21 protein-coding genes, 1 tRNA gene and 1 pseudogene are annotated in these 21,121 nt (G+C 65.1%); 15 read left to right on the top strand and 8 right to left on the bottom strand.

The genetic code is table 11. From position 1 onward, the window contains the following. Positions 1–128 precede the first annotated feature (128 nt). The 8 genes from AC3WT0_RS16505 (at position 129) to AC3WT0_RS16470 (ending at position 5,676) form a co-directional block, all read left to right on the top strand. Positions 129–836, top strand: coding sequence for a response regulator transcription factor (locus AC3WT0_RS16505; protein WP_492754542.1), 708 nt, complete (start codon positions 129–131; stop codon positions 834–836). Beyond that, a complete protein-coding gene (locus AC3WT0_RS16500; RefSeq protein WP_492754541.1) occupies positions 829–2,385 on the top strand; it encodes a sensor histidine kinase in 1,557 nt (518 codons plus the stop codon). The genes AC3WT0_RS16505 and AC3WT0_RS16500 overlap by 8 nt, the downstream gene beginning before the upstream one ends. After that, complete coding sequence (locus tag AC3WT0_RS16495) at positions 2,382–2,816, top strand: HPr kinase/phosphorylase (protein WP_492754540.1); 435 nt, start codon at positions 2,382–2,384, stop codon at positions 2,814–2,816. Before AC3WT0_RS16500 ends, AC3WT0_RS16495 begins: the two co-directional genes overlap by 4 nt. Further along, positions 2,813–3,724, top strand: a complete 912-nt coding sequence (gene rapZ / locus AC3WT0_RS16490; protein ID WP_492754539.1) for an RNase adapter RapZ — start codon at positions 2,813–2,815, stop codon at positions 3,722–3,724. The genes AC3WT0_RS16495 and rapZ overlap by 4 nt, the downstream gene beginning before the upstream one ends. 29 nt (positions 3,725–3,753) lie before the next feature. Beyond that, complete coding sequence (locus tag AC3WT0_RS16485; protein ID WP_492754538.1) at positions 3,754–4,158, top strand: PTS sugar transporter subunit IIA; 405 nt, start codon at positions 3,754–3,756, stop codon at positions 4,156–4,158. After that, positions 4,155–4,427, top strand: a complete 273-nt coding sequence (locus tag AC3WT0_RS16480) for an HPr family phosphocarrier protein (protein ID WP_492754537.1) — start codon at positions 4,155–4,157, stop codon at positions 4,425–4,427. The genes AC3WT0_RS16485 and AC3WT0_RS16480 overlap by 4 nt, the downstream gene beginning before the upstream one ends. Positions 4,428–4,431: 4 nt before the next feature. Then, positions 4,432–5,235 (top strand): TrmH family RNA methyltransferase, encoded by an 804-nt coding sequence (locus tag AC3WT0_RS16475; RefSeq protein ID WP_492754536.1) that lies wholly within the window; start codon positions 4,432–4,434, stop codon positions 5,233–5,235. A 72-nt stretch (positions 5,236–5,307) separates the two neighbouring features. Further along, positions 5,308–5,676 carry a hypothetical protein gene (locus AC3WT0_RS16470; protein WP_492754535.1) on the top strand — a complete coding sequence of 123 codons (369 nt, stop codon included), beginning with the start codon at positions 5,308–5,310 and terminating at the stop codon, positions 5,674–5,676. Positions 5,677–5,698: 22 nt separating this feature from the next. Here AC3WT0_RS16470 and AC3WT0_RS16465 read toward each other — a convergent pair whose 3' ends face one another. The 4 genes from AC3WT0_RS16465 to AC3WT0_RS16450 all read right to left on the bottom strand — a co-directional run bounded on the left by AC3WT0_RS16465 (position 5,699) and on the right by AC3WT0_RS16450 (position 9,615). After that, positions 5,699–6,640: an acetyl-CoA carboxylase carboxyltransferase subunit alpha gene (locus tag AC3WT0_RS16465; RefSeq protein WP_492754534.1), complete on the bottom strand. Its 942-nt coding sequence runs from the start codon at positions 6,638–6,640 to the stop codon at positions 5,699–5,701. 12 nt (positions 6,641–6,652) lie between these two features. Beyond that, entirely contained in the window at positions 6,653–7,552 is a 900-nt protein-coding gene (locus AC3WT0_RS16460) for a tyrosine-type recombinase/integrase (RefSeq protein WP_492754533.1), read from the bottom strand. A gap of 1 nt (position 7,553) precedes the next feature. Then, on the bottom strand, positions 7,554–9,371 hold the full coding sequence (locus tag AC3WT0_RS16455) for a hypothetical protein (RefSeq protein ID WP_492754532.1): 1,818 nt from the start codon (positions 9,369–9,371) through the stop codon (positions 7,554–7,556). 106 nt (positions 9,372–9,477) lie between these two features. Next, on the bottom strand, positions 9,478–9,615 hold the full coding sequence (locus AC3WT0_RS16450) for a hypothetical protein (RefSeq protein ID WP_492754531.1): 138 nt from the start codon (positions 9,613–9,615) through the stop codon (positions 9,478–9,480). Positions 9,616–9,710: 95 nt separating this feature from the next. Here AC3WT0_RS16450 and AC3WT0_RS16445 point away from each other — a divergent pair, with 95 nt between their 5' ends. The 4 genes from AC3WT0_RS16445 to AC3WT0_RS16430 all read left to right on the top strand — a co-directional run bounded on the left by AC3WT0_RS16445 (position 9,711) and on the right by AC3WT0_RS16430 (position 13,798). Further along, complete coding sequence (locus tag AC3WT0_RS16445; RefSeq protein ID WP_492754530.1) at positions 9,711–10,250, top strand: shikimate kinase; 540 nt, start codon at positions 9,711–9,713, stop codon at positions 10,248–10,250. Next, positions 10,247–11,329 (top strand): 3-dehydroquinate synthase, encoded by a 1,083-nt coding sequence (gene aroB / locus AC3WT0_RS16440; RefSeq protein WP_492754529.1) that lies wholly within the window; start codon positions 10,247–10,249, stop codon positions 11,327–11,329. Before AC3WT0_RS16445 ends, aroB begins: the two co-directional genes overlap by 4 nt. Before the next feature lie 110 nt (positions 11,330–11,439). Beyond that, entirely contained in the window at positions 11,440–13,674 is a 2,235-nt protein-coding gene (locus AC3WT0_RS16435; RefSeq protein ID WP_492754528.1) for a transferrin receptor-like dimerization domain-containing protein, read from the top strand. 49 nt (positions 13,675–13,723) lie between these two features. Then, positions 13,724–13,798, top strand: a tRNA-Glu gene (locus AC3WT0_RS16430). A 133-nt stretch (positions 13,799–13,931) separates the two neighbouring features. Here the strand turns inward: AC3WT0_RS16430 and AC3WT0_RS16425 are convergent. Then, a complete protein-coding gene (locus AC3WT0_RS16425) occupies positions 13,932–14,120 on the bottom strand; it encodes a hypothetical protein (RefSeq protein WP_492754527.1) in 189 nt (62 codons plus the stop codon). Beyond that, positions 14,117–14,851: a hypothetical protein gene (locus AC3WT0_RS16420; RefSeq protein WP_492754526.1), complete on the bottom strand. Its 735-nt coding sequence runs from the start codon at positions 14,849–14,851 to the stop codon at positions 14,117–14,119. The genes AC3WT0_RS16425 and AC3WT0_RS16420 overlap by 4 nt, the downstream gene beginning before the upstream one ends. A gap of 140 nt (positions 14,852–14,991) precedes the next feature. Between AC3WT0_RS16420 and AC3WT0_RS16415 the strand changes: the two genes are divergently transcribed. Beyond that, positions 14,992–15,651: an Ig-like domain-containing protein gene (locus tag AC3WT0_RS16415; RefSeq protein WP_492754525.1), complete on the top strand. Its 660-nt coding sequence runs from the start codon at positions 14,992–14,994 to the stop codon at positions 15,649–15,651. Positions 15,652–15,721: 70 nt separating this feature from the next. Then, positions 15,722–19,999: an RHS repeat domain-containing protein gene (locus AC3WT0_RS16410; RefSeq protein ID WP_492754524.1), complete on the top strand. Its 4,278-nt coding sequence runs from the start codon at positions 15,722–15,724 to the stop codon at positions 19,997–19,999. A gap of 344 nt (positions 20,000–20,343) precedes the next feature. On the opposite strand, the gene AC3WT0_RS16405 is transcribed toward AC3WT0_RS16410, so the two are convergent. Both AC3WT0_RS16405 and AC3WT0_RS16400 read right to left on the bottom strand, forming a co-directional pair. Next, on the bottom strand, positions 20,344–20,505 hold the full coding sequence (locus AC3WT0_RS16405) for a hypothetical protein (RefSeq protein WP_492754523.1): 162 nt from the start codon (positions 20,503–20,505) through the stop codon (positions 20,344–20,346). Beyond that, positions 20,492–20,843, bottom strand: a pseudogene (locus tag AC3WT0_RS16400) (transposase); the annotation flags it as partial. The pseudogene AC3WT0_RS16400 and the gene AC3WT0_RS16405, both read right to left, overlap by 14 nt. 7 nt (positions 20,844–20,850) lie before the next feature. Here AC3WT0_RS16400 and AC3WT0_RS16395 point away from each other — a divergent pair. Continuing rightward, positions 20,851–21,084 carry a hypothetical protein gene (locus tag AC3WT0_RS16395; RefSeq protein ID WP_492754522.1) on the top strand — a complete coding sequence of 78 codons (234 nt, stop codon included), beginning with the start codon at positions 20,851–20,853 and terminating at the stop codon, positions 21,082–21,084. The last annotated feature ends 37 nt before the right edge of the window (positions 21,085–21,121 follow it).

Below are 21,121 nucleotides of genomic sequence, written 5' to 3'. Positions count from 1 at the left end.
ACGTTCATAGCATTGGGGCATTAGTCCATGCACAAGCCATGATCAAACGTCCAACGTCCTTAATCGGCCCGATTGCCGCACGGCGCGGCTTGGTCTAGCAGACGCGTGACGCATTTCTGGAGAACCGGATGTCGGCAACGATCGCGCTGGTCGACGACGATCGCAACATCCTCACGTCGGTTTCGATCGCGCTCCAGGCGGAGGGTTTCGTTACGCGGCTCTATTCGGACGGCGAAAGCGCGTTGAAGGCGCTGATCGAGAATCCGCCCGACCTTGCCGTGTGCGACATCAAGATGCCGCGCATGGACGGGCTCGAACTGCTGCGCCGGCTACGCGAGAAATCGAACCTGCCCGTCATTTTCCTGACCTCGAAGGACGACGAGCTGGACGAGGCGCTAGGCCTTGCGATGGGCGCGGACGATTATATCGCCAAGCCATTCTCGCTCCGCCTGCTCATCGCGCGCATCCGCGCCATCCTGCGCCGCACCGAATTGTCGCGCCAGCAACCGGGCGACAGCGAAGCCGTAGCAGCCGAGCCGCTGGTGCGCGGCGCGCTGGAAATGGATCCGGCTCGACACAAGGTGACGTGGAAGGGCGGCGACGTGACGCTGACCGTGACCGAGTTCCTGATCCTCGAATCGCTCGCGCAGCGCCCCGGCGTGGTCAAGTCGCGCAACCAGCTGATGGACGCCGCCTATCAGGACGACGTCTATGTCGACGATCGCACGATCGACAGCCACATAAAGCGCCTGCGCCGCAAGTTCCGTCAGGTCGACGGCGATTTCGACGCGATCGAGACACTCTACGGCGCGGGCTATCGATTCTCGGATGACTGACGACCGCGATCTCACGGTCCGCTGGACGTCGCGCCTGTCGCTGGCGTGGCGCATCCTCGCGGTCAATATCTTCGCGCTCGCGATGCTGGCGGGCGGATTCTTCTATCTCGATTCCTATCGCTCGCGGCAAATCGACTATCGCCTGAGCCGCGCCGAGCGCGAGACGCGGCTGATGGCCGAGGCGATCGGCGCCGAGGAGCCAAATGAGCGCCCCGCGATGGTCGCGCGCCTGATCTCCGACAGCGGCAACCGCCTGCGCCTCTATGCGCCCGACGGTCGGCTCATCATCGACAGCTGGCGGCTGACGCCTCCCAACTATATCCTCCGCGATCCCGCCGAGGAGGTGTGGCAGCGCCATGTCGCGCGCTTTCTCGACCGCGTGATCGACTTCGTGGTCGGCGCCGACGAGCCGCCCGAATTCGACGAACCCGCGATCGATCGCGCACAAAGCTGGCCGATCGTGATGCAGGCGCGGAACCGCAAGCAGATCGACGCCGCCATCTCGCTCGCCCCCGATCGCACGCCGATGATCTCCGCCGCCGCCCCGTTGCCCGATGGCGGCGCGCTGCTCGTCACCGCCAACGAACGCGCGATCACGCGCTCGGTCCGCGCCGAACGCTTCCGGCTGGGCGTGGTCCTCGCGCTGATCATCATCGTCTCGGTGCTGCTGTCGCTGTTCCTCGCGCGCACCATCGTCCGCCCGTTGCGCCGGCTGGCCTTCGCGGCCGTCCGGGTGCGGCTCGGGCGCGCGCGCGAGGTGGTGGTGCCGCGCCTGCCCTCGCGCCGCGACGAGATCGGCATGCTTGCCCGCGCCATATCCGACATGAGCCAGGCGCTCCGCCAGCGCATCGACGCGACCGAAGCCTTCGCCGCCGACGTCACGCACGAGCTGAAAAACCCCCTCGCCTCGCTGCGATCGGCCACCGATACGCTTGCGCGCGTCAAGGATCCGGCGGCGCAGGACCAGCTGATGGCGATTATCCAGGACGATATCCGCCGCCTCGACCGGCTGATCACCGACATCGCGGAGGCGGCGCGCACTGACGCCCAGCTTTCGCGCGTCAAGTTCGAGCCGATCGACCTTGGCAGCCATATCGAACAGATCATCCGTAACTGGGAAGAACGCCACCCCGCGGGCGGGGCGCGCATCGCCTTCGCCCGCCCGCGCAAGGGCGTCGCTGTGGTGATGGGCGAGCCTCAGCGCCTCGTCCGCGTGTTCGAGAATCTGATCGACAACGCGATATCCTTTTCGCACGAAGGCGGCGTGGTGCGCGTCCTCGCCACGCGCGTCGGCAACGAAGTCATCATCAAGGTCGAGGACGAAGGCCCGGGCGTGCCGCCCGACCAGCGCGAGATCATCTTCCGCCGCTTCCACAGCGATCGCCCGAGCGACGAGAGCTTTGGCCGCCATTCGGGCCTCGGCCTCGCCATCGCGCGCACGATTATCGAGGGGCATGACGGCACTATCACCGCCGAGGATCGTGCCGACGGCCTTCCCGGCGCCAGCTTCGTCATCCGCCTGCCCGCCGTCGACGAGCCGAGCGAATGAGTGCGGTTTCGACCGAGCGCGCCCATGCCACCGTCGTCGCCATCGATGGACGCGGCGTGATGATCGAAGGGTTTTCGGGAGCCGGCAAATCGGACCTTGCGCTCCGCCTCATCGATCGCGGGGCGACCCTCGTCACCGACGACCAGGCCTTGCTGACCCGCGACGGCGACCGTCTGATCGCTACCCCACCCGCGACGATCGCCGGCAAGATGGAAGTGCGCGGCCTCGGCATCGTCGAGCGCGATCATATGGGATCGTCGCCCGTCGCGCTGATCGTCAACCTCGACGGCACGGTCGATCGCATGCCGGATGCGCCCGTCAGCCGCACGATCGCCGGCATCGCCATTCCCGTTGTCGCGCTCGCCCCGTTCGAGGCTTCGGCCCCGATCAAGGTCGAGCTCGCCCTTTCCCTCCACGGACTGCCTGCATGAGCGAACCCAGGAAGATCTTGATCATCACCGGCATGTCAGGCGCGGGGAAATCGACCGTACTCGACACGCTCGAGGATATGGGCTGGGAAGTGGTCGACAATCTCCCGCTCGCGCTGCTCGATCGCCTGCTCGGGACACCCGCGCCCGAGGGTGCGGAGGACGATCGCCCCCTCGCCTTCGGGATCGACAGCCGCACGCGCGGCTTCGATGCAGAGGCGATCATCCAGCGCGTGGAGGCACTGCGCCGTCAGGGGCTCGACGTCGTCACGCTCTTCCTCGATGCGGCCGGCGCCGAGCTTGAGCGCCGCTACTCGGAGACGCGGCGACGCCACCCGCAAGCACTCGATCGCCCGGCGGCCGATGGCATCGCGCGCGAGCGTGAACTGCTCGCCCCCTTACGCATCGCCGTCGATCATATCCTCGATACGACGAGCTTCAGCCGCAACGATCTCCAGCAGGACATCCGCGCGCGCTTTGCAGGACATAAGGGCGCGACGACGACGCTGGTCGTCCAGTCCTTCGGCTTTGCGCGCGGCCTGCCGCGCAACGCCGATCTGGTCTTCGACATGCGCTTCCTGCGCAATCCCCACTGGGATCGCGAACTGCGCCCGCTGACGGGACTCGATCCCGAAGTCGGCGCCTATGTCGCCGAAGACGTGGCCTATGAGCCAGCGCTGTCACAAATCGAATCGCTTCTTCTCCTTCTGCTCCCGCGCTACGAGACCGAGGGAAAGTCCTATGTAAGCGTCGCTTTCGGCTGTACCGGGGGGAGACACCGGTCGGTCCACGTGGCCGAGCGGGTCGCGGCGCGCTTGCGCGCGGCCGGTTTTTCGCCCACGGTTCAGCATCGCGATCTCGCCACCGCGCCCAAGGATGCGGTAGAAGACGGGCGCAAGAGCAGGCGTTGAACGGGTATGCATATTTTCCAGAGGACTAAATGATCGGACTTGTGCTGGTGACGCACGGACGGCTCGCCGCCGAGTTCGTGACGGCGATGGAGCATGTCGTCGGCCCGCAAAGCGAGGTCGAGGCGATCTGCATCGGGCCTGAGGACGATATGGAACTGCGCCGGGGCGACATCGCCAAGGCGATCGAGGCGGTCGACAAAGGCCGTGGCGTCATCCTGCTGACCGACCTGTTCGGCGGCACGCCGTCCAACCTCGCCATTTCGCTGATGGAGCCGGGCAAGGTCGAGGTGATCGCCGGGATCAACCTGCCGATGCTCATCCGCCTCGAAGGCGCGCGCAAGACGATGGGCGTCAAGGATGCCGTCGCCGCCGCGCGCGAGGCCGGGCGCAAATATATCTCGGTCGCATCCGAAGTGCTGGGCGAGGCCGCATGAGCGCGGTGACGCGCACCGTATTGATCACCAACAAGCGCGGACTTCATGCTCGCGCCAGCGCCCGTTTCGTGACTCTCGCCAGCAGCCTTCCCGCCGTCGTCCAGGTCGAGAAGGACGGATCGGCCGTGGTCGGCACTTCGATCATGGGGCTGATGATGCTGGGCGCGGCGATGGGCGACAGCGTGACGATCAGCGCGGAAGGCGATGGCGCGGCCGATGCCGTTGCCCAGCTCGCCAGGCTCGTCGAGGACAAGTTCGGGGAAGAATAGCCCCGTGGCGCGCGAAATCACCGCTTTCTCGAACCCGCTGATCAAGCGCGTCCGCGGCCTGCGCGACAAAAGGCATAGGCGCGAGGAAGGCCTGTTCCTGGCCGAAGGGCTCCGCATACTTGCCGAGGCCGAGGAAGCCGGCGTGCTGCCGCAAATGCTGTTCCACGCCAGGGACAGCGCTGCACACCCGATCGTCCGCCGCCTCGTCGCCGCGACCGAGGCTGCCGGCGGCGACGTGATCGAGACGGTTCCCGACATCCTCCACAAGCTGTCGGGCAAGGATAACCCCCAGACCGTCATCGGTGTCTATCCCGAACGCCTGACCCCGCTCGCCGCGCTCGATCGCAGCAAGGCCGATATCTGGATCGTGGCACAAAGCCTGCGCGATCCCGGCAATCTCGGCACGATCCTGCGCACCGGCGACGCCGTCGGCGCGGGCGGGCTGATCCTGCTCGACGAAAGCGTCGATCCCTTCTCGGTCGAGGCGGTGCGCGCCAGCATGGGGGCGCTCTTCACCCAGTCGATCACCCAGACGCGCTGGAGCGATTTCGTCGCCTGGCTGCGCGCCGGCCCGGGGCAGCTGATCGGCACCAGCCTCAACACCGACACGGATTATCAGGCGCCGCGCTATGCCGCGCCGACCTTCATCCTCGTCGGCAATGAATCGCAGGGCCTGCCCGAAGCCTATGAGCAGCAATGCGATCTGCTCGTGAAGATGCCGATGCTCGGCAAGGCCGACAGCCTGAACGCCGCCGTGGCGACGGCGGTCATGGCCTACGAAGTGCTCAACCAGCGGCGGCGCGGCTGACGCGCGATTCAGTCGCGGTTCATCGCGATCGACGGATTTTCATGGACGGGCTTCATAGGGCGAGGGTTGGTCATGCGATCCATTGCGGCTTTTCCATTCCTTCTGACCGCATCGGTCTCCGTCAGCGCCCAGATTGCGCCTTCCGGCGACACCCGCCCGCCGACCATTGCCACCGTGACCGTCGATCCGCGTCACCCCGCCATCGCGCATGACCTTGATCAGGCGCGCGACAGCATCAGGCAGGGCGTGAAGAATGGCGAACTCTCGAAACGCGAAGCGAAAAGCCTCAAGCGAAGCGCCAACCGCGTCGATGCGATCGGCGAACGCTACGCCCGTGACGGACTCACCGATTCCGAGCAGCGCGACCTCAGCATGATGGCGCGCGCGACTCAAAGCATCACCAACGCCCAGCGCGCACGAGGCAGCGGCCGGAGCAAATGACGCACTGCCGTCGGGGTCGCGCCTAGAAATCGCCCATCGCGAGGAACTTGTTCCGCCGGTCCGACCGCAGCCGATCCGCGCTCAGCCCTTTCAGCGAATCCAGCTCCTCGCCGATCGCCAGGCCCAGCGCGGCGATCGCGGCGGCAGGATCGCGGTGCGCGCCGCCCACCGGTTCAGGCACGATGCGATCGATGACCTTCAGGCGTGCGAGATCGGCTGCCGTCACCTTCATCGCCTCGGCGGCGTCGGCCGCCTTGTCGGCGGTGCGCCACAGGATCGAGGCCGATCCTTCGGGCGAGATCACCGAATAGATGGCATGTTCGAACATCAACACGCGATTGGCGGCGGCGATGCCCACCGCGCCGCCCGATCCGCCCTCGCCCACGATCGCGGCGACCATCGGCACGCCAAGCGCAAGGCAGGCCTCGGTCGACCGCGCGATCGCTTCCGCCTGGCCGCGCTCCTCGGCCTGAACCCCCGGAAACGCGCCCGACGTATCGACGAGGCTGACCACCGGCAGGCCGAAGCGATCGGCAAGCTGCATCAGGCGGATCGCCTTGCGATAGCCCTCGGGCTTGCCCATGCCGAAATTGTGCCTGAGGCGGCTGGCGGTATCGTCGCCCTTCTCATGGCCGATCACCAGCACGCGCCGCCCGCCGAGGCGGCCGAGCCCGCCGAGGATCGCCTGATCGTCGGCAAAGGCGCGATCGCCCGCCAGCGGCATGAAATCCTCGATCAGCCCTGCGACATAATCCTTGAAGTGCGGCCGCTGCGGATGGCGGGCGACCTGCGTCTTCTGCCAGGGTGTCAGCCGCGCATAGGCATCGCGGAGCATCTTGTCCGACTTGGCCTGGAGCTTCGCCACCTCGGGCGCGATATCGGCCGCGCCGGCGCTCTCGCTCAATTCGGCGATCTTGGCCTGAAGCTCGGCGATCGGCTTCTCAAAATCCAGATAGTGCATCATTGGACGAGGGGGTTAGGCGCGACGCCGCACTGCGTCAACGAGCGGATGGCGCGCGTTGACCAGCTCGACCAGCCGGCGGGCATCGACATGCGTGTAGATTTGCGTCGTCGCGATGTCGGCATGGCCGAGCATCGCCTGCAACGCGCGCAGGTCCGCGCCGCCTTCCAGCAGATGCGTGGCGAAGGCATGGCGCAGGATATGCGGCCCCACCCGGTCAGGCGGCACGCCCGCGTCGGCGGCGAGGCTCTTCAGCATCTGGTAGAGCCTGATCCGGCTGAGATGCTTCGCGCCCGACGGGAACAGCCAGTGCGATTCGGTCGGCACATGATCGCGCCAGCGCGCCACGGCCGCGCGCGCCTTGTCCGAAATCGGCACCAGTCTCTCGCGGCCGCCCTTGCCTTTCAGGATCAGGAACGGCCGATCGGGCGCGATCGCGACGCGCGGGAGCGAAACGAGCTCGGTCGCGCGCAGCCCCGATCCGTAGAGCAGTTCGACCAGCGCGGCGAGCCGCAGGTCGAGCGGCCGGGGCTTCTCCACGCCCGTGCGCGCGTCGATCTCGGCGAACAGCCGGTCGACGTCCGCGTGGCTCAGTATCTTGGGCAGCGGCCGTGCCGACGCCGGGCGCGGCAGCGCCTTGCCCGGATCGTCGGCGCGCAGCCCCTCGTCGGCGAGAAACGCATAGAAGCGCCTGAGCGCCGCTGACTTGCGCGCGACGGTCGATCGCGCCAGCGGCATCCACGCCTCGCCCAGCTTTGTCAGCTCGGCTTCGCCCGCCTGCCCCAGCATGCCCTCGAGCAAGGCCGAAGCCGCGCGCAGATCGGTACCATAGGCGGCGATGGTATTGCCCGCCGCCCCGGCTTCGGCCGCGAGCATTTCGAGGAAACGCCCGATGAGGAGGGCATCCTCGCTCATCTCAAGCCCGCGTGATCGCCTCCGCAGCGATCATCCGCGCCTCGGGCTCGCGCCCTACCGCCCTGAGCGCCCGGACCATGTGATAGAGGTAGGCCGGCGGCACCGATTTCCATTCGCGCGTCTGCATGCCGACCGCGACGAGCAGCGCCACCGTCCCCGGCTGGCCGGCACGTGCGGCGGCATCGATCGCCTGTGTCCACTTGTCCACGCGGCCCACCGGAACGCGATAATCGGCGGCAAGCGCCTCGATGTCGCCGTTGGAAAGCCGGCCGAGCCCGGCCAGCGCCGCGATCAGGAACTGGCCCTTGGCCTTGTGGTCGTCGTCCTGCGCGTCGGCATAGGACCGCGTGCGCGATCCGTCGATCGTCACTGGGCGCCCCGGCGCGCCGACAGCAAGCAGCGCCCAGGCGTCACCGCCCTCGGCATTGGCTTGCTCGCCCCAGCGCGCGGCCGTGATGTCGTAGCCGGCAGTCATCATCGATTCGATCAGTCGCGCGACATCGCCTTGCAGCGCCGAATCGGGCGCGACATAGGCCGCCGCGCGCGCCGTCAGGATCAGCCGGGCAAAGCGCTCGCGCGCGTCGGTCGGTTCGTCCCACAGGCTGCGCATCGCCGCGACGCGCGCCGCCGCGCCGTCCGCCGTGAAGGCCTGGCGCAGCGTCTCGGCCGTCGCGACGAGGGGCGTTCCCGTGTCGCCGCTGTCGAACACCGAGCCATAGAGATCGGCATAGGCGGCGCTCGAGAAGACACCGAGCGTTACGGCCCATGACGCATAGGGCAACCGCGCCGCCGGATCGATCATCGGCGACCGTGCCTGCCAGGCGCGGACATGCGGGCCTACGGTGTCGAACAACGGATCGGGGATCGCGACCCCGGTCGCATTGGCGAGGCCGAAGCGCCATGCCGTCAGCTGGTTCACCCCGTCCCACTGGATGTTGATCGCGCGCCGGCCATTGGCTCCCGCGCCGACGACCTTCTCCGCAAGCAGCAGATCGACGCCGCGCGCGGCGCCGCTGCGCCGCACCGCGTCGATCACCGCGCTCGCCGAGCCCGGATCGGCCTGCATCGCCGAGCACATGGCGCGCGCGAGATCCCACGACACGAGCTTGCTGTAAGGGCCGACGGGCTGGGTCAGCGGGCAGAGCGCGGCGGGATCGCCCGTCGCCAGCGCAGTCTGCATCGCAATGTCGAACAGGCGCGAATTGAAGCGATCGACGTCGATCCCGGCAATCAGCATCCTTGCCGGATCGGCCTCGCCCATGCGCAGCAGCAGCCAGGCGCGTTCGGCCGTCCAGTCCGCGCCGTCGACACCGCGTGGCGCCTCGGTGCGGCTGAGCAGCGCCCGACGCAGCAGGATCGAGGCCCAGCGCGACGCGACCGGCGCATGCATGCTGCGCATCAGCCGGGCGAGAAACTGCCCGTCGGTGCCGCCCCAGGCCTGTTCGCCAAGGCTGCCTTCGTCGACGCTGAGCACGCCCACCCTGCGCGCATCGCGGCGCGCTTCGGGCGGCAGGTCATATGGATCGGCGCTGTTGCCTTCGGTCTCGTTGCCCAGCGCCAGATCGTCGCCCGCCGCCGCGTTGCCGAGGTCGGTCGCAAGCGAAGGTGGCAACAGGCTCGTCGGCTGCCCGGCAGCCGGGGCCGGCTGCGACGGAGCGGATTGCGCAGGCGCGGCCTGGCTCGGCGCCGGCGACGGCACCGGATCGCCAAAGCCCGGTGGCAGCAGTGATTCGGGCGTCTGCTTCTGGCCGATCGCGGGGATGGCGATCGCCAGCCCGCTCGCTACCAGAAGTGCTGCGGCTACGCGTGTCGCTCGCACACGGCGCCAGCCCGCTCCCCCACCCGGCCTCCCATTCAGGATACTGTCGTTGGGAGGCCGGGTGGGGGAGCGGGCTGGCGCCGCATCCGCCGGAGGCGAAGCGCGCTTAGTGCGCGAGCTTTTCATTCGGCACCACCTTCTCGACCTTGGTCAGCGGCTTTTCGCTGTTCATCCGCGACAGCGCGAACAATGCGCCGAACACGATCAGGACGAGCAGGATGAGGACGAGGAGAAAACGGGACATAAGCCTTGGGCAAACCTTCTGCACAATTGGCGACGGCGACGTCGCGAGGGCCTTTTGCCCGACGCCGGACCATTCTGTATAGCCCCGCAAGGAATATGACAGCACCGCTCACCCATCCCCTGCCCTCGCCCGACCGCCCCATCGTGCTCGTCGGGCTGATGGGCGTCGGTAAATCGACCATCGGCCGCCGACTCGCGCAGCGGCTTTCGCTGCCTTTCGTCGATGCCGATCACGCGATCGAGGAAGCGGCGGACATGACGATCGCCGAGATGTTCGAGCGCTATGGCGAGGCGCATTTCCGCGACGGGGAGCGGCGCGTGATCGCCCGGCTGGTCGACGGTATGCCCAAGGTGATCGCGACGGGCGGCGGCGCCTTCATGAACGATGCGACGCGCGCGCTGATTCTCGATCAGGCGATCGCGATCTGGCTCGATGCCGATGTGCGCGTGCTTGCGGAGCGCGTCGGCCGTCGCGACACCCGCCCGCTGCTCCGCAACCGCGATCCGCGCGAAGTGCTTGCCGAACTGGCCAAGGTGCGGAACCCCGTCTATGCGCTGGCGCACATCCATGTCCGCAGCGAGCCGGCGCCGCACGAGGCGACGGTGAACACCATCCTCGAGGCGCTTCGCCAATGACAATTGTCCCGGTCGCGCTGGGCGACCGCAGCTACGACATCCTGATCGAGGACGGTGCGCTCGATCGCGCCGGCGATCTGCTCGCGCCCTTCCTGCGCGGCCGCGCCATCGTCGTCACCGACACGCATGTCGCCGACGCGCAGTTGCCTCGCCTCGCCGCGACGCTCGACATCGATCCGATCGTCCTGCCCGCCGGCGAAGGCACCAAGAGCTGGGCTCAGCTCGAGGCCCTGCTCGATGCGCTGCTCGATCGCGGGGTCGAGCGCGGCGACCATATCGTCGCGCTCGGCGGCGGCGTGATCGGCGATCTCGTCGGTTTCGCGGCGGCGATTCTCAAGCGCGGCTGCGGCTTCGTGCAGGTGCCGACGACCTTGCTCGCGCAGGTCGACAGTTCGGTCGGCGGCAAGACCGCGATCAACGCGCGTGCCGGCAAGAACCTCATCGGCAGCTTCCACCAGCCGAGCTTCGTGCTGATCGATCCCGGCGTACTCGATACGCTGCCCGCGCGCGAGGTCCGCGCCGGCTATGCCGAGGTGGTCAAATATGGGCTGATCGACGACGCCAGCTTCTTCGCCTGGTGCGAGGCCAATGGCGCTGCCCTTCTCGCCGGAGACGCGCAGGCCCGTGCGCACGCCATTGCGAAAAGCGTTGCCGCCAAGGCCGCGATCGTCGCCGCCGACGAGCGCGAAACGGCGGACAAGCGCGCACTGCTCAACCTCGGCCACACTTTCGGCCACGCGCTGGAGGCCGAGACAGGCTTCTCGGATCGCCTGCTCCACGGCGAGGCGGTGGCGGCGGGGATGGCGCTCGCCTTCGCCTTCTCGGCGCGGCAGGGCCTGTGCCCGCCCGAGGATGCCGATCGCGTCGCCGCGCATCTGCGCGCGTCGGGCCTGCCCGCATCGCTTGCCGAAGCGGGCGTCTCGGCAAGCGGCGAAACGCTCGTCGCGCATATGGCGCACGACAAGAAGATGGCGGCGGGTCGCCTGCCCTTCCTGCTCGCGCGCGGGATCGGCCAGACCTATGTCGACAAACAGATCGATCTTGCCGAGGTCGCCCGCTTCCTCGACGACGCCAGCTGATCTTCAGCTTGGGCCAGCGCCTGCACGGAGGACCTCAGCGATCCATGGACGCGGCAGGCGGGCAGCCATATAGCTTGGCGTCTCATCCTTTCGTCTGGGGGTTTCAGTCGATGGCCGTTCGTTCGTCTCTGCTTGCTCTTCCTCTCCTCGCACTCGTGGCGACCGCCGCCGGCGCCGCCGACACCAAGGCGCTCGAAACGCGCTTCGACACTGCGGTCAGTTCGGCCGATCAACTCGAATGGATGAAGCGGATGTCCTCCGCCCCCAATCATGTCGGCAGCCCGCATGACCGTGAAAATGCCGAATTCCTGCTTGCACAGTTCAAGTCATGGGGCTGGGACGCGCGGATCGAGACCTTCCAGGTCCTCTATCCCACCCCGATCAGCACCACCGTCGAGCTGGTCGCGCCCGAAAAAATCGTGCTCGGCGGCCAGGAACCGGCGGTCGCAGGAGATGCGACCTCGTCGAACACCAAGGACGCGCTGCCGCCCTATGTCGCCTATCAGGGCGACGGCGATGTCACGGGCGACGTCGTCTACGTCAATTTCGGCATGCCCGAGGATTATGAGCGGCTGAAGCGGCTCGGCATCGACGTGAAGGGCAAGATCGTCATCGCGCGCTACGGCGTCGGCTGGCGCGGCCTGAAGCCGCTGCTCGCCCAGCAGCACGGCGCGATCGGCTGCATTATCTACTCCGATCCCGCGCAGGACGGTTACGGCATCGGCGACATCTATCCCGAAGGCGGCGCCCGCCCGCCCGCAGGCGTCCAGCGCGGATCGGTGCTCGACATGCCCATCTATCCAGGCGATCCGCTTACCCCCGGCGTCGGCGCGACCGAGAAGGCCAAGCGCCTGACGCGCGAGACCGCCAAGACCATCCTCAAAATCCCCGCCATCCCCATGTCCTATGGCGACGCGCAGAAGATTCTCGCGCATCTCGGCGGCCCGGTCGCCACGGGTTCCGAGCGCGGCGCGCTGCCCTTCACTTATCATTATGGCGGCGACGGCAAGACGCAGGTCCATCTCGCCGTGAAGTCGGACTGGCAGCTCCGCCCCGTCCACGACGTGGTCGCGATGCTCAAGGGCAGCAAATATCCCGACGAGTGGATCGTGCGCGGCAATCATCACGACGGCTGGGTGTTCGGCGCGTCCGATCCGCTTTCGGGCGACGTCGCGATGCTGTCGGAGGCCAAGGCGCTCGGCCAGCTCGTCAAGTCGGGCTGGCGACCTCAGCGCACGATCGTCTATGCCAGCTGGGACGGCGAGGAGCCCGGCCTGCTCGGCTCGACCGAATGGGGCGAGGAACACGCGGAGGAACTCCAGAAGAAGGCCGTGCTCTACATCAACACCGATGGCAACGGCCGCGGCTTCCTCGGCGCGCAAGGCTCGCACAACTGGCAGCATCTGGTGAACAGCGTGGCTGCCGACGTGATCGACCCTGAAACCGGCGCCACCGTCGCAGCGCGCGCCGCGGCCGAGATCAAGGCCGACGATGCCGATGGCGGCCATGCGACGCCGACCGAGCTTGCCGCCGCCGAGTCCGGGGCCGACCTCCCGATGGGGCCGCTCGGTTCGGGTTCGGACTATACGGTCTTCATCCAGCACCTCGCCATTCCCTCGCTCAACATCGGCTTCGGCGGCGAGGATGAGAGCGGCGGCGTCTATCACTCGATCTACGACGGCTTCGATCACATGACGCGCTTCGACGATCCGGGCCTGAAATATGGCGCCGCGCTGTCGAAGACGGTCGGACGCATCGTGCTGCGCACGTCCGAATCGGACACACCGCCCGTGCGCTTCGGTGATTTCGCGGGCACGGTCGGCCGCTATTTCGACGATGTGCAGAAGCTTGCGGCCAATCGCCGCGAGGGCGACGAGAAGCGCGACGCGCTGATCGCCGACGGCAGCTTCAAGATCGCCAGCGATCCCCTGAAGCCCGTGGCCCCGCCCGACAAGGTGCAGACCACGCCGCATATCGAGCTTGCCGCGCTCGCCAATGCCGTCGATCGGCTGAAGGCCTCGGCCAAGGCCTATGATGCTGCCTATGCCGCCAAGGGCGCGACGCTGTCGCCTGCCGCGCGGACGAAGCTCAACGCCCTGCTCCGCGACATCGATCAGACGCTGATCATCGAGCGCGGGCTGCCCGGCCGGCCGTGGTTCCGCAACGCCGTCTACGCCCCCGGCCGCCTCACCGGCTATGGCGCCAAGACCCTGCCCGGCGTGCGTGAGGCGATCGAGGATCGCCGCTTCGACGACGCCAACGTCTATGCCGGGCTGACCGCCGATGCGCTCGATCGCTATGCTAGGCGCCTCGACGCGGCCCGCGCGGTAATTGATGCAGGCTGACGCTTGACGGGAGGGCGCGCACACCATAAGTGCGCGTCCTCCCCGCGACGGCCCCTTCGTCTAGCGGTTAGGACGCGGCCCTCTCACGGCTGAAACACGAGTTCGATTCTCGTAGGGGTCACCATCGTCAAGCAAAAACATTGCGTTTTCTGCCGACGGCCGGGATTCAGAGGGGCGCTGCCCCCCAGTCAGCCATCCACTTTATCGGACTCTCTTGCGCCGCTGGGTCGGCATCGGCCTCATTCGCCGACCATTCGCTATTTTGATGGCGCTGGCGACGAAGGCACGCCCTTGAAAGGGCGGGATGGCAGGCTCGCACCGGCATAGGGATCGGCCTTGAGCGCTTCTGCCTGACGCTTCGTTTCCGCCTGGCGCTGATAGAAGATCGCCACCGCAAAACCGATCGCGACGATCGCAGTGATGATGGCCCATCGCGACATTTTCATATGTGGCACCCTTTCTCGTCGATCATCAGTTGGTCGGGCGGCATCTGGTCCGCGTCCGACGGGAGTTGGAGCGCGAGATGTCGCTCGCCAGCCGGACCGCCGACAGGGCAGCCCATAAAATAGCCGGCAAGCCTCGCGCCGCGCACCGAGCCGATCCCGCCGCTTTCATAACGAGCAGCGACGACCTGCCCACGATCGTCAACCTCGACGGTAATGCTCGCCAGACCGGATGGGCCTGCACTTGCCCGCTCAAAAGCTGCAGCGATTGCCGCAATGAGCGGAGTCGGTTCGGCAGAGCCTGGGCTGGTCGAGGCGACATTCCGCAAAGACGCATAGGCATATGGATCGTCACCCCCGGCTGCAGAGCCGGCCTTGCCGCCTGCATCCACCTCGGCGCGACCGGGAAGCGGCTGGCGCGCCTCGATCTGGTCCGGGTTGTCCGTTTCGACCGATGGCGGCGGAGGCAGTGAAGGTGGTGCCGCATCGACTGGTCCGCCGACATCGTCGGCGTCCTCCGCGGCGAAGCTGCTCCTCCCAAGGTCGAATGTCGCAAGCCCGCCGTCACCGATGTGCCGGGAACCGCTGATCGGTGCGCGCCAGGATAATAGCAGGGCCAGCGCGATCAGCGCATGCACCAGCACCGTCGCCGACGCTGAAATCGCCTTTTCGCGCTTTGCGATCGATGCCCCCATGCCGCCGACCTTAGATAAAATCGCGTCGTTCGGAAGCATAATTTCACTGTGGAATGGTTACTCCATTTTGAACCAATTATATATTCAATACAATTAATTACAGCCTTGACCGATGATCCGGAATTGATCCAGCCTCATGAAGTCGGGAGAGGATTCGAGCCGACGGAACAGGGGGCAAAATGCGCCGTTTCGGTGCCACGCTGGTTTGTTGTCTTTTGTCGAGCACGGCTCACGCAACAGAGACGATCACCTATACTTACGACGCCGATGGAAGGCTCACGAAGGTCGATCACAGCGGCTCGGTCAACAATGGCCTGAGCGCTCAGTATAGCTTCGACCGTGCGAACAACCGGACCAACATGACGGTTACCGGTACGCCGACGCCTACCCCCACTCCGACGCCAGCACCAACACCCACGCCAACTCCGACGCCTACCCCAACGCCAACACCGACACCGACGCCTACCCCAACGCCCACGCCAACTCCGACACCTACGCCCACACCGACTCCGACACCCACTCCGACCCCAACGCCCACACCGAACTCACCGCCTGTCGCCAATGCCGACAATGCAGGCTCGATGAACAGGTGCAGCTTCAAGACGATCAACGTCACCGCGAACGACACCGATCCCGACGGCAATTATCCGTTGACCGTGATCAGCGCGTCCGGAAGCGCCGGCATCAACGCCTATGTCGCAAGCAGCACCTCGGTTCAGTTGGAAAGCACGACATCGACGGGCTCCAAGACCGCGACCTATGTCGTCCAGGACAGCCTCGGCGCCACGGCGACGGGCACGATCACCGTCACCGTGGTCAATTCGGGGAGCTGCACATGAGGCACAGCCCCTGAGGCGCGGCCTCACCCGACGATAGCGCGACCTTTTCGATCTGGAGATTTCTATGCGGATGCCATTCCCGCAGCGCGCCACGGCGCGCGCGCGAACCCTCAAGCTCGCCATCACCACCACGGCGCTGTGTAGCGGCCTGGCCGCGCCTCTCGGCGCTCAAACCGCTTCGGTCCAGCCGCCGCCTGTGCGCCAGTCGGTCGACGAGCATGGTGTCGATGTGCTCCGCAAGACCTTCAACATGAGCGCGACCGACGTGTCGATCGGGCCGAAGGGCAAGGGATTGTCCTACACGAGGGTCAATACGGGTACGGGCTGGAGCAGCGACGCGGTCGCGACGATCGTCAGTGTCGGCTCGACCTATATCGTGACGGTCGGCGGCCAGTCGGACAGCTTTACATCGTCCGGTCTCACCGGTCCTTACACGCCGACCGAAGCCAATGGCGCATCGCTGACCAAAGTCGGATCGATCTATACGTACACGGGCCGCGACGGAACACGGGTCCATTTTGCGAACAACTCTGGTTATTATTACAACGTCTACAACGCCAATGTCGCACGTGTGCAGTCGATCGAGACGCCGGACGGCACGGTCACCTATTTCTACTACAAGATCCAGACCTACTGCCCCGGTGGATATGAGTTTGGCGGAGGCAGTGCGAAGACCGGCGCCTCCGACCAATCCGCGACCGAGGGCGAGGCATCTGCGGATGGCCTCACCATCCCCGACCCGGCAGCTCAGCTCGTCTGTCAGTCGCCGACCTATTATGCCGTCCGCCTGCAAGGCATCGACAATAGCAACGGCTATGCGCTGAAATTCACCTACGCCAGCAATGCGACCACGCTCGATGGCGTCAACTATGACGACTGGAACCGGATCACGGCCGTCAAGGCGATCAACAGCGCCGTCGAATATTGCGATATGGACGCCGACAGCTGCACGCTCAGCGGCAGCTGGCCGACCGCGACCTACAGCTATTCGGTGTCCGGCACGGGTGACGAGACCACGCTGGTAACCGACCCCGCCGGGCGCACCACGCGCTACTGGAAAGGCGCCGGCTATGGCGACCTTCGGGTGCGGCGCCCGAGTTCTTCGACGGACAATCTTGTCGTCACGGGAGGCACCGTCGACGTCGCGACCGTCACCAACGATGGCGTGACCTACAGCTACAGCTATGTGGATTCGGGCACGACGCGCACGACGACGGTGACCGATCCCAACGGCAATCATCGCATCTATGTGGGCGACACAGGCACCAATCTGCTGTCTTCGTTCCAGGACGAGCTGGGCAATACGACCAGCTATTCCTACGACGCCAATGGCCGCGTGAGCGAAATCGTCGCGCCCGAAGGCAACAAGACCCAATATGCCTATGACACGCGCGGCAACGTCACGCAGACCACGTTCGTCGCCAAGGCCGGCTCGGGGCTCGCCAACATCACCACCTCGGCGAGCTATCCCGCAACCTGCACATCGGCGATCACCTGCAACAAGCCGACAAGCACGACCGATGCCGGCGGCAATGTCACGGATTACACCTATGACGCCACGCATGGCGGCGCGCTGACGATCACCGCGCCCGCGCCCAGCTCGGGTGCGGCGCGACCACAGACCCGCTTGGGCTACACCGCTTACGAGGCCTATTATAAGGACGGCAGCGGATCGATCGTCGCCTCGGGCTATCCGACCTATCAGCTCACCAGCACATCCGCCTGCATGACAGGCAGCAGCTGCACGGGCACGGCGAGCGAGGTCAAATCGACGATCAGCTATGGCCCGCAATCGGCCGGCACCGCGAACAATCTTTCGCCGGTCAGCGTCACCAAAGGCTCGGGCGACGGTGCGCTCGCAGCTACCACGACCGCCTATTATGATGCGATCGGCAATGTCACGGCCGTGGACGGCCCCTTGCCTGGGAGCAACGATACGAACCGCGCAATCTACAATGCAGACCGGCAGGTGGTTGGGACCATCGGGCCCGATCCTGACGGTTCAGGAACATTGGTCCCGCGCGCGCGGAAGATCACGTACGACGCCGATGGCGATGTGAGCTGGGTCGAAATCGGGACCGTGCCGAGCGGAGCGACCGATCTTGGGTCGTTCACAACGCTCCAGTCGCAATATACGGGCTATGACGCCGCCAAACGCAAAACATCGAGCCAGTTCATCGCCGGCGGCACGACCCAGTCCTACGCGCAATATAGCTACGATGCGCTTGGACGATTGGATTGCGCCACGACGCGGATGAACCCCGCGACCTTCTCGTCACTGCCCGGTGCCTGCACGCTCGGTTCCGAAGGGTCGTTCGGCCCCGATCGCATCATTCGCAACAGCTATGATGCAGCGAGCCGGCCGACCCAGACTATCTCCGCCTATGGCATGACCTATCAACGCGTCCTCGCCGCCGCCACTTATTCCGCCAACGGCAAGCAGGCGACGCTGACCGACGGCGAGAGCCATGTGACGACTTACGAATATGATGGCTTCGACCGCCTGTCGAAGACGCGCTTTCCCAACACCTCTGGCGGCGGCAGCAGTTCGTCCGACTATGAGCAGCTGAGCTACGACAGCCGCGGCAACGTGACGCAGCGCCAGCTACGCGACAGTCAAACGATTTCCTACAGTTATGACAACCTTTCGCGGCTGACGGTAAAAACGCTACCTTCGCCTGAAGGCGCGATCAACTATGGTTACGACAATCTCGGGCACGTCGTATCGATCAATCAGCCTTGGCCATTCGCCGGCACGCTGACTTACAGCTACGACGCCCTTGGGCGATTAACGCTGGAGTCGCAACTGTTCGGCAGCATCAGTTCGGGCTACGATCTGGCTGGACGCAGGACGAGCCTCACGCATGGCGATGGGCTGACGATCAACTACGAATATCTGGTGACCGGCGAGGTCACTGCGATCCGCGAGAATGGCGCGACATCCGGGAGCGGCGTGCTGGCGACCTACGGATACGATAATCTCGGTCGGCGCACGTCCCTGTCACGCGGCAACGGAACCACGACCGCTTACGGCTGGGATGCGGCCTCGCGGCTGACGAGCCTGCAGCAGGATCTCGGTGGAACCACCTACGATCAGACGCTCGGTTTCTCATACAATCCCGCAAGCCAGATTGCGTCCAACACCCGCTCGAACGATGCCTATGCCTGGAGCGGCGCTTATGACGCTAACCGCACATATGCTCACAACGGCCTCAACCAGATGACCTCTGCCGGCGCCGTGTCGATGGGCTATGACGGGCGCGGCAATCTGACCAGCTCGGGCACTACGACTTATGCCTACTGGACCGAAAATCAGCTCAAGGTGGCTTCGCCCGGTGCGACGATGCACATGGATCCTGTCGGACGGCTCGCCCAGTATGACACCAGCCTTTCGATGCGCTTCTATTATGATGGAGCGCAGCTGGCAGCGGAAACTGAAACCGCGACAGGTGCGATCCAGCGCCGCTATGTTTACGGCCCCGGCGAGGACGAGCCGATCGTCTGGTATGAGGGCGCTGGCACCAGTCAGAAATATTGGCTCCATGCCGATGAGCGCGGAAGCGTGAATGCGGTGACCGACGGTAGCGGCAACGTGGTTGGCACCAACACCTACGACGAATATGGTGTGCCAGGCGCAGGTAATATGGGCCGGTTCCAATATACCGGGCAGGCTTGGCTTCCCGAGATCGGACTCTACTATTACAAAGCGCGAATGTATTCGCCCACGCTCGGTCGATTTATGCAGACTGATCCCATCGGATATGGGCCCGGAACGAACATGTACGGATATGTGGGTGGCGATCCAGTGAACTTTACCGATCCGACAGGCTTGTTTGAAGTATTTGGCGATCGCGGGCATGTTCAAGCGGTTTGCCCGGTCGGGGACATATGCGTCACGGCGAGAAGGCACAATTACGGGGCGGACAATGCAGACGGGCTCCTAGACAGAAACCCGGGCATGGTCACCGGCGCAGGCCCCGGGCCAGGCGGAGATAGCGGTTCAGGGCCGGGATCCTACGATGCAAATAAGAGTGACGATGCGAATGAAAAGAAACGTCGTCAAAAAGAAATAGAAGAAATAAAGAGAAGAATGCAGCAGTCAAAAAACTACCTTTGCGGAATTGTCATTATTAATGCTTTCGCCGATGGTTTTACAAGCGCCGCCGGAATCGCAGGCTCATTGGCCCCAGCAGTTGCAGAAGCAGGATATTCAGCCAGAAGTGTAAATTATGCAATGTCAAGAATTGGTAACTATAAATTCAGCGGTATCGGATTCGCTGTTGGAATACTTTTCACTGGCGCCGTAAATGGATACCAAGGATACAAAGGAGAAGGATCTTGTCATTGACAAAATTCTTTTTATATTTTATCAGTGTTGCATTGTTCTGGATTTCATATTTATCATTAAGTGAATTTACAGGGCGATTGGCTTCCATATTGCTATCGATATCAATCGTTTTTCTTGCTGCCGTGATTTTTAGAAAATTTTTCTGAGAGTTCGTTTGAGAATGGGTCAGGCGCAGGCATCGCGGTCGTAGGCGACGGTCCGGTTCGTAGCGAAGGGTGGGAGAACCACCGCGTCGCGCCATTGGCGATCAAAGCCGGGCAGAGCCTCAAAAGCCTTCATGACGGCATCGAAGCCGAGCAGTTCTTCGTGGATGGTGCGTATTTGCGTGCCGTCGCCTGCGCCCGTTACGATGTCGCAGCAGACCCGCAGCAGACCAGATCGGTCGTGAGTTCGTCGAGCTTGTAGGCGACGATCGCGCTCACCTCGGCGAAGGACATTGCATCGGCTCCCTTGGCCGTGACGATCGCGAAGCCGTTATCGGTGGTGGCGACCTCAGGCTTCTGCATGGCACGTCCGTTCAAGGGGTGAGCCGCCGGAGCAGGTTGCTAGATGGATCATCGCCTCTGACACGTCTAGGCGCTTCTCATAGTCGCGGACCAGCCGTCGCCAGCGCGTCATCCGGCGGAAGGTCCGCTCGACCATCCAGCGCCGGGGCAGCGCCTTGAAGCCGGACACGTCATCCGACCGCCGGATGATCTCAACGGTGAAGTCGCGCAGAGCGGCCGCATCCAAGCAGCTTGGTGCGGTTGTAGGCGCCGTCGCCGAACAGGTGCTTCAGCCATGGCCAGCGCCGGCGGATCGCGGACACGATCTCCTGCGCACCCGCGCTGTCAGAGATCTCCGCCTATGGCATGACCTATCAACGCGTCCTCGCCGCCACCACTTATTCCGTCAACGGCAAGCAGGCGACGCTGACCGACGGCGAGAGCCATGTGACGACATACGAATATGATGGCTTCGACCGCCTGTCGAAGACGCGCTTTCCCAACACCTCTGGCGGCGGCAGCAGTTCGTCCGACTATGAGCAGTTGAGCTATGACAGCCGCGGTGACGTGACCCCCGCTTTTTCCTCCAGTTGGAGCTAGAGTCCGACCCGACAAAGGGACGGACAGATGAAGCGGA

This window comes from Sphingomonas sp. EU05-FHT14C10, assembly GCF_058790595.1.
Note: the sequence above shows the minus strand (reverse complement) of the source record. Positions and strands in the feature narration are given on the sequence as shown.

What these genes read in the sequence shown, in the direction of transcription:
- AC3WT0_RS16505 (WP_492754542.1), top strand. Translation starts at nt 129, where the DNA reads ATGTCGGCAACGATCGCGCTGGTCGACGACGATCGCAACATCCTCACG.
- AC3WT0_RS16500 (WP_492754541.1), top strand. Translation starts at nt 829, where the DNA reads ATGACTGACGACCGCGATCTCACGGTCCGCTGGACGTCGCGCCTGTCG.
- AC3WT0_RS16495 (WP_492754540.1), top strand. Translation starts at nt 2,382, where the DNA reads ATGAGTGCGGTTTCGACCGAGCGCGCCCATGCCACCGTCGTCGCCATC.
- rapZ (WP_492754539.1), top strand. Translation starts at nt 2,813, where the DNA reads ATGAGCGAACCCAGGAAGATCTTGATCATCACCGGCATGTCAGGCGCG.
- AC3WT0_RS16485 (WP_492754538.1), top strand. Translation starts at nt 3,754, where the DNA reads ATGATCGGACTTGTGCTGGTGACGCACGGACGGCTCGCCGCCGAGTTC.
- AC3WT0_RS16480 (WP_492754537.1), top strand. Translation starts at nt 4,155, where the DNA reads ATGAGCGCGGTGACGCGCACCGTATTGATCACCAACAAGCGCGGACTT.
- AC3WT0_RS16470 (WP_492754535.1), top strand. Translation starts at nt 5,308, where the DNA reads ATGCGATCCATTGCGGCTTTTCCATTCCTTCTGACCGCATCGGTCTCC.
- AC3WT0_RS16465 (WP_492754534.1), bottom strand. Translation starts at nt 6,640, where the DNA reads ATGATGCACTATCTGGATTTTGAGAAGCCGATCGCCGAGCTTCAGGCC.
- AC3WT0_RS16460 (WP_492754533.1), bottom strand. Translation starts at nt 7,552, where the DNA reads ATGAGCGAGGATGCCCTCCTCATCGGGCGTTTCCTCGAAATGCTCGCG.
- AC3WT0_RS16450 (WP_492754531.1), bottom strand. Translation starts at nt 9,615, where the DNA reads ATGTCCCGTTTTCTCCTCGTCCTCATCCTGCTCGTCCTGATCGTGTTC.
- AC3WT0_RS16445 (WP_492754530.1), top strand. Translation starts at nt 9,711, where the DNA reads ATGACAGCACCGCTCACCCATCCCCTGCCCTCGCCCGACCGCCCCATC.
- aroB (WP_492754529.1), top strand. Translation starts at nt 10,247, where the DNA reads ATGACAATTGTCCCGGTCGCGCTGGGCGACCGCAGCTACGACATCCTG.
- AC3WT0_RS16435 (WP_492754528.1), top strand. Translation starts at nt 11,440, where the DNA reads ATGGCCGTTCGTTCGTCTCTGCTTGCTCTTCCTCTCCTCGCACTCGTG.
- AC3WT0_RS16425 (WP_492754527.1), bottom strand. Translation starts at nt 14,120, where the DNA reads ATGAAAATGTCGCGATGGGCCATCATCACTGCGATCGTCGCGATCGGT.
- AC3WT0_RS16420 (WP_492754526.1), bottom strand. Translation starts at nt 14,851, where the DNA reads ATGCTTCCGAACGACGCGATTTTATCTAAGGTCGGCGGCATGGGGGCA.
- AC3WT0_RS16415 (WP_492754525.1), top strand. Translation starts at nt 14,992, where the DNA reads ATGCGCCGTTTCGGTGCCACGCTGGTTTGTTGTCTTTTGTCGAGCACG.
- AC3WT0_RS16410 (WP_492754524.1), top strand. Translation starts at nt 15,722, where the DNA reads ATGCCATTCCCGCAGCGCGCCACGGCGCGCGCGCGAACCCTCAAGCTC.
- AC3WT0_RS16405 (WP_492754523.1), bottom strand. Translation starts at nt 20,505, where the DNA reads ATGCAGAAGCCTGAGGTCGCCACCACCGATAACGGCTTCGCGATCGTC.
- AC3WT0_RS16395 (WP_492754522.1), top strand. Translation starts at nt 20,851, where the DNA reads ATGACCTATCAACGCGTCCTCGCCGCCACCACTTATTCCGTCAACGGC.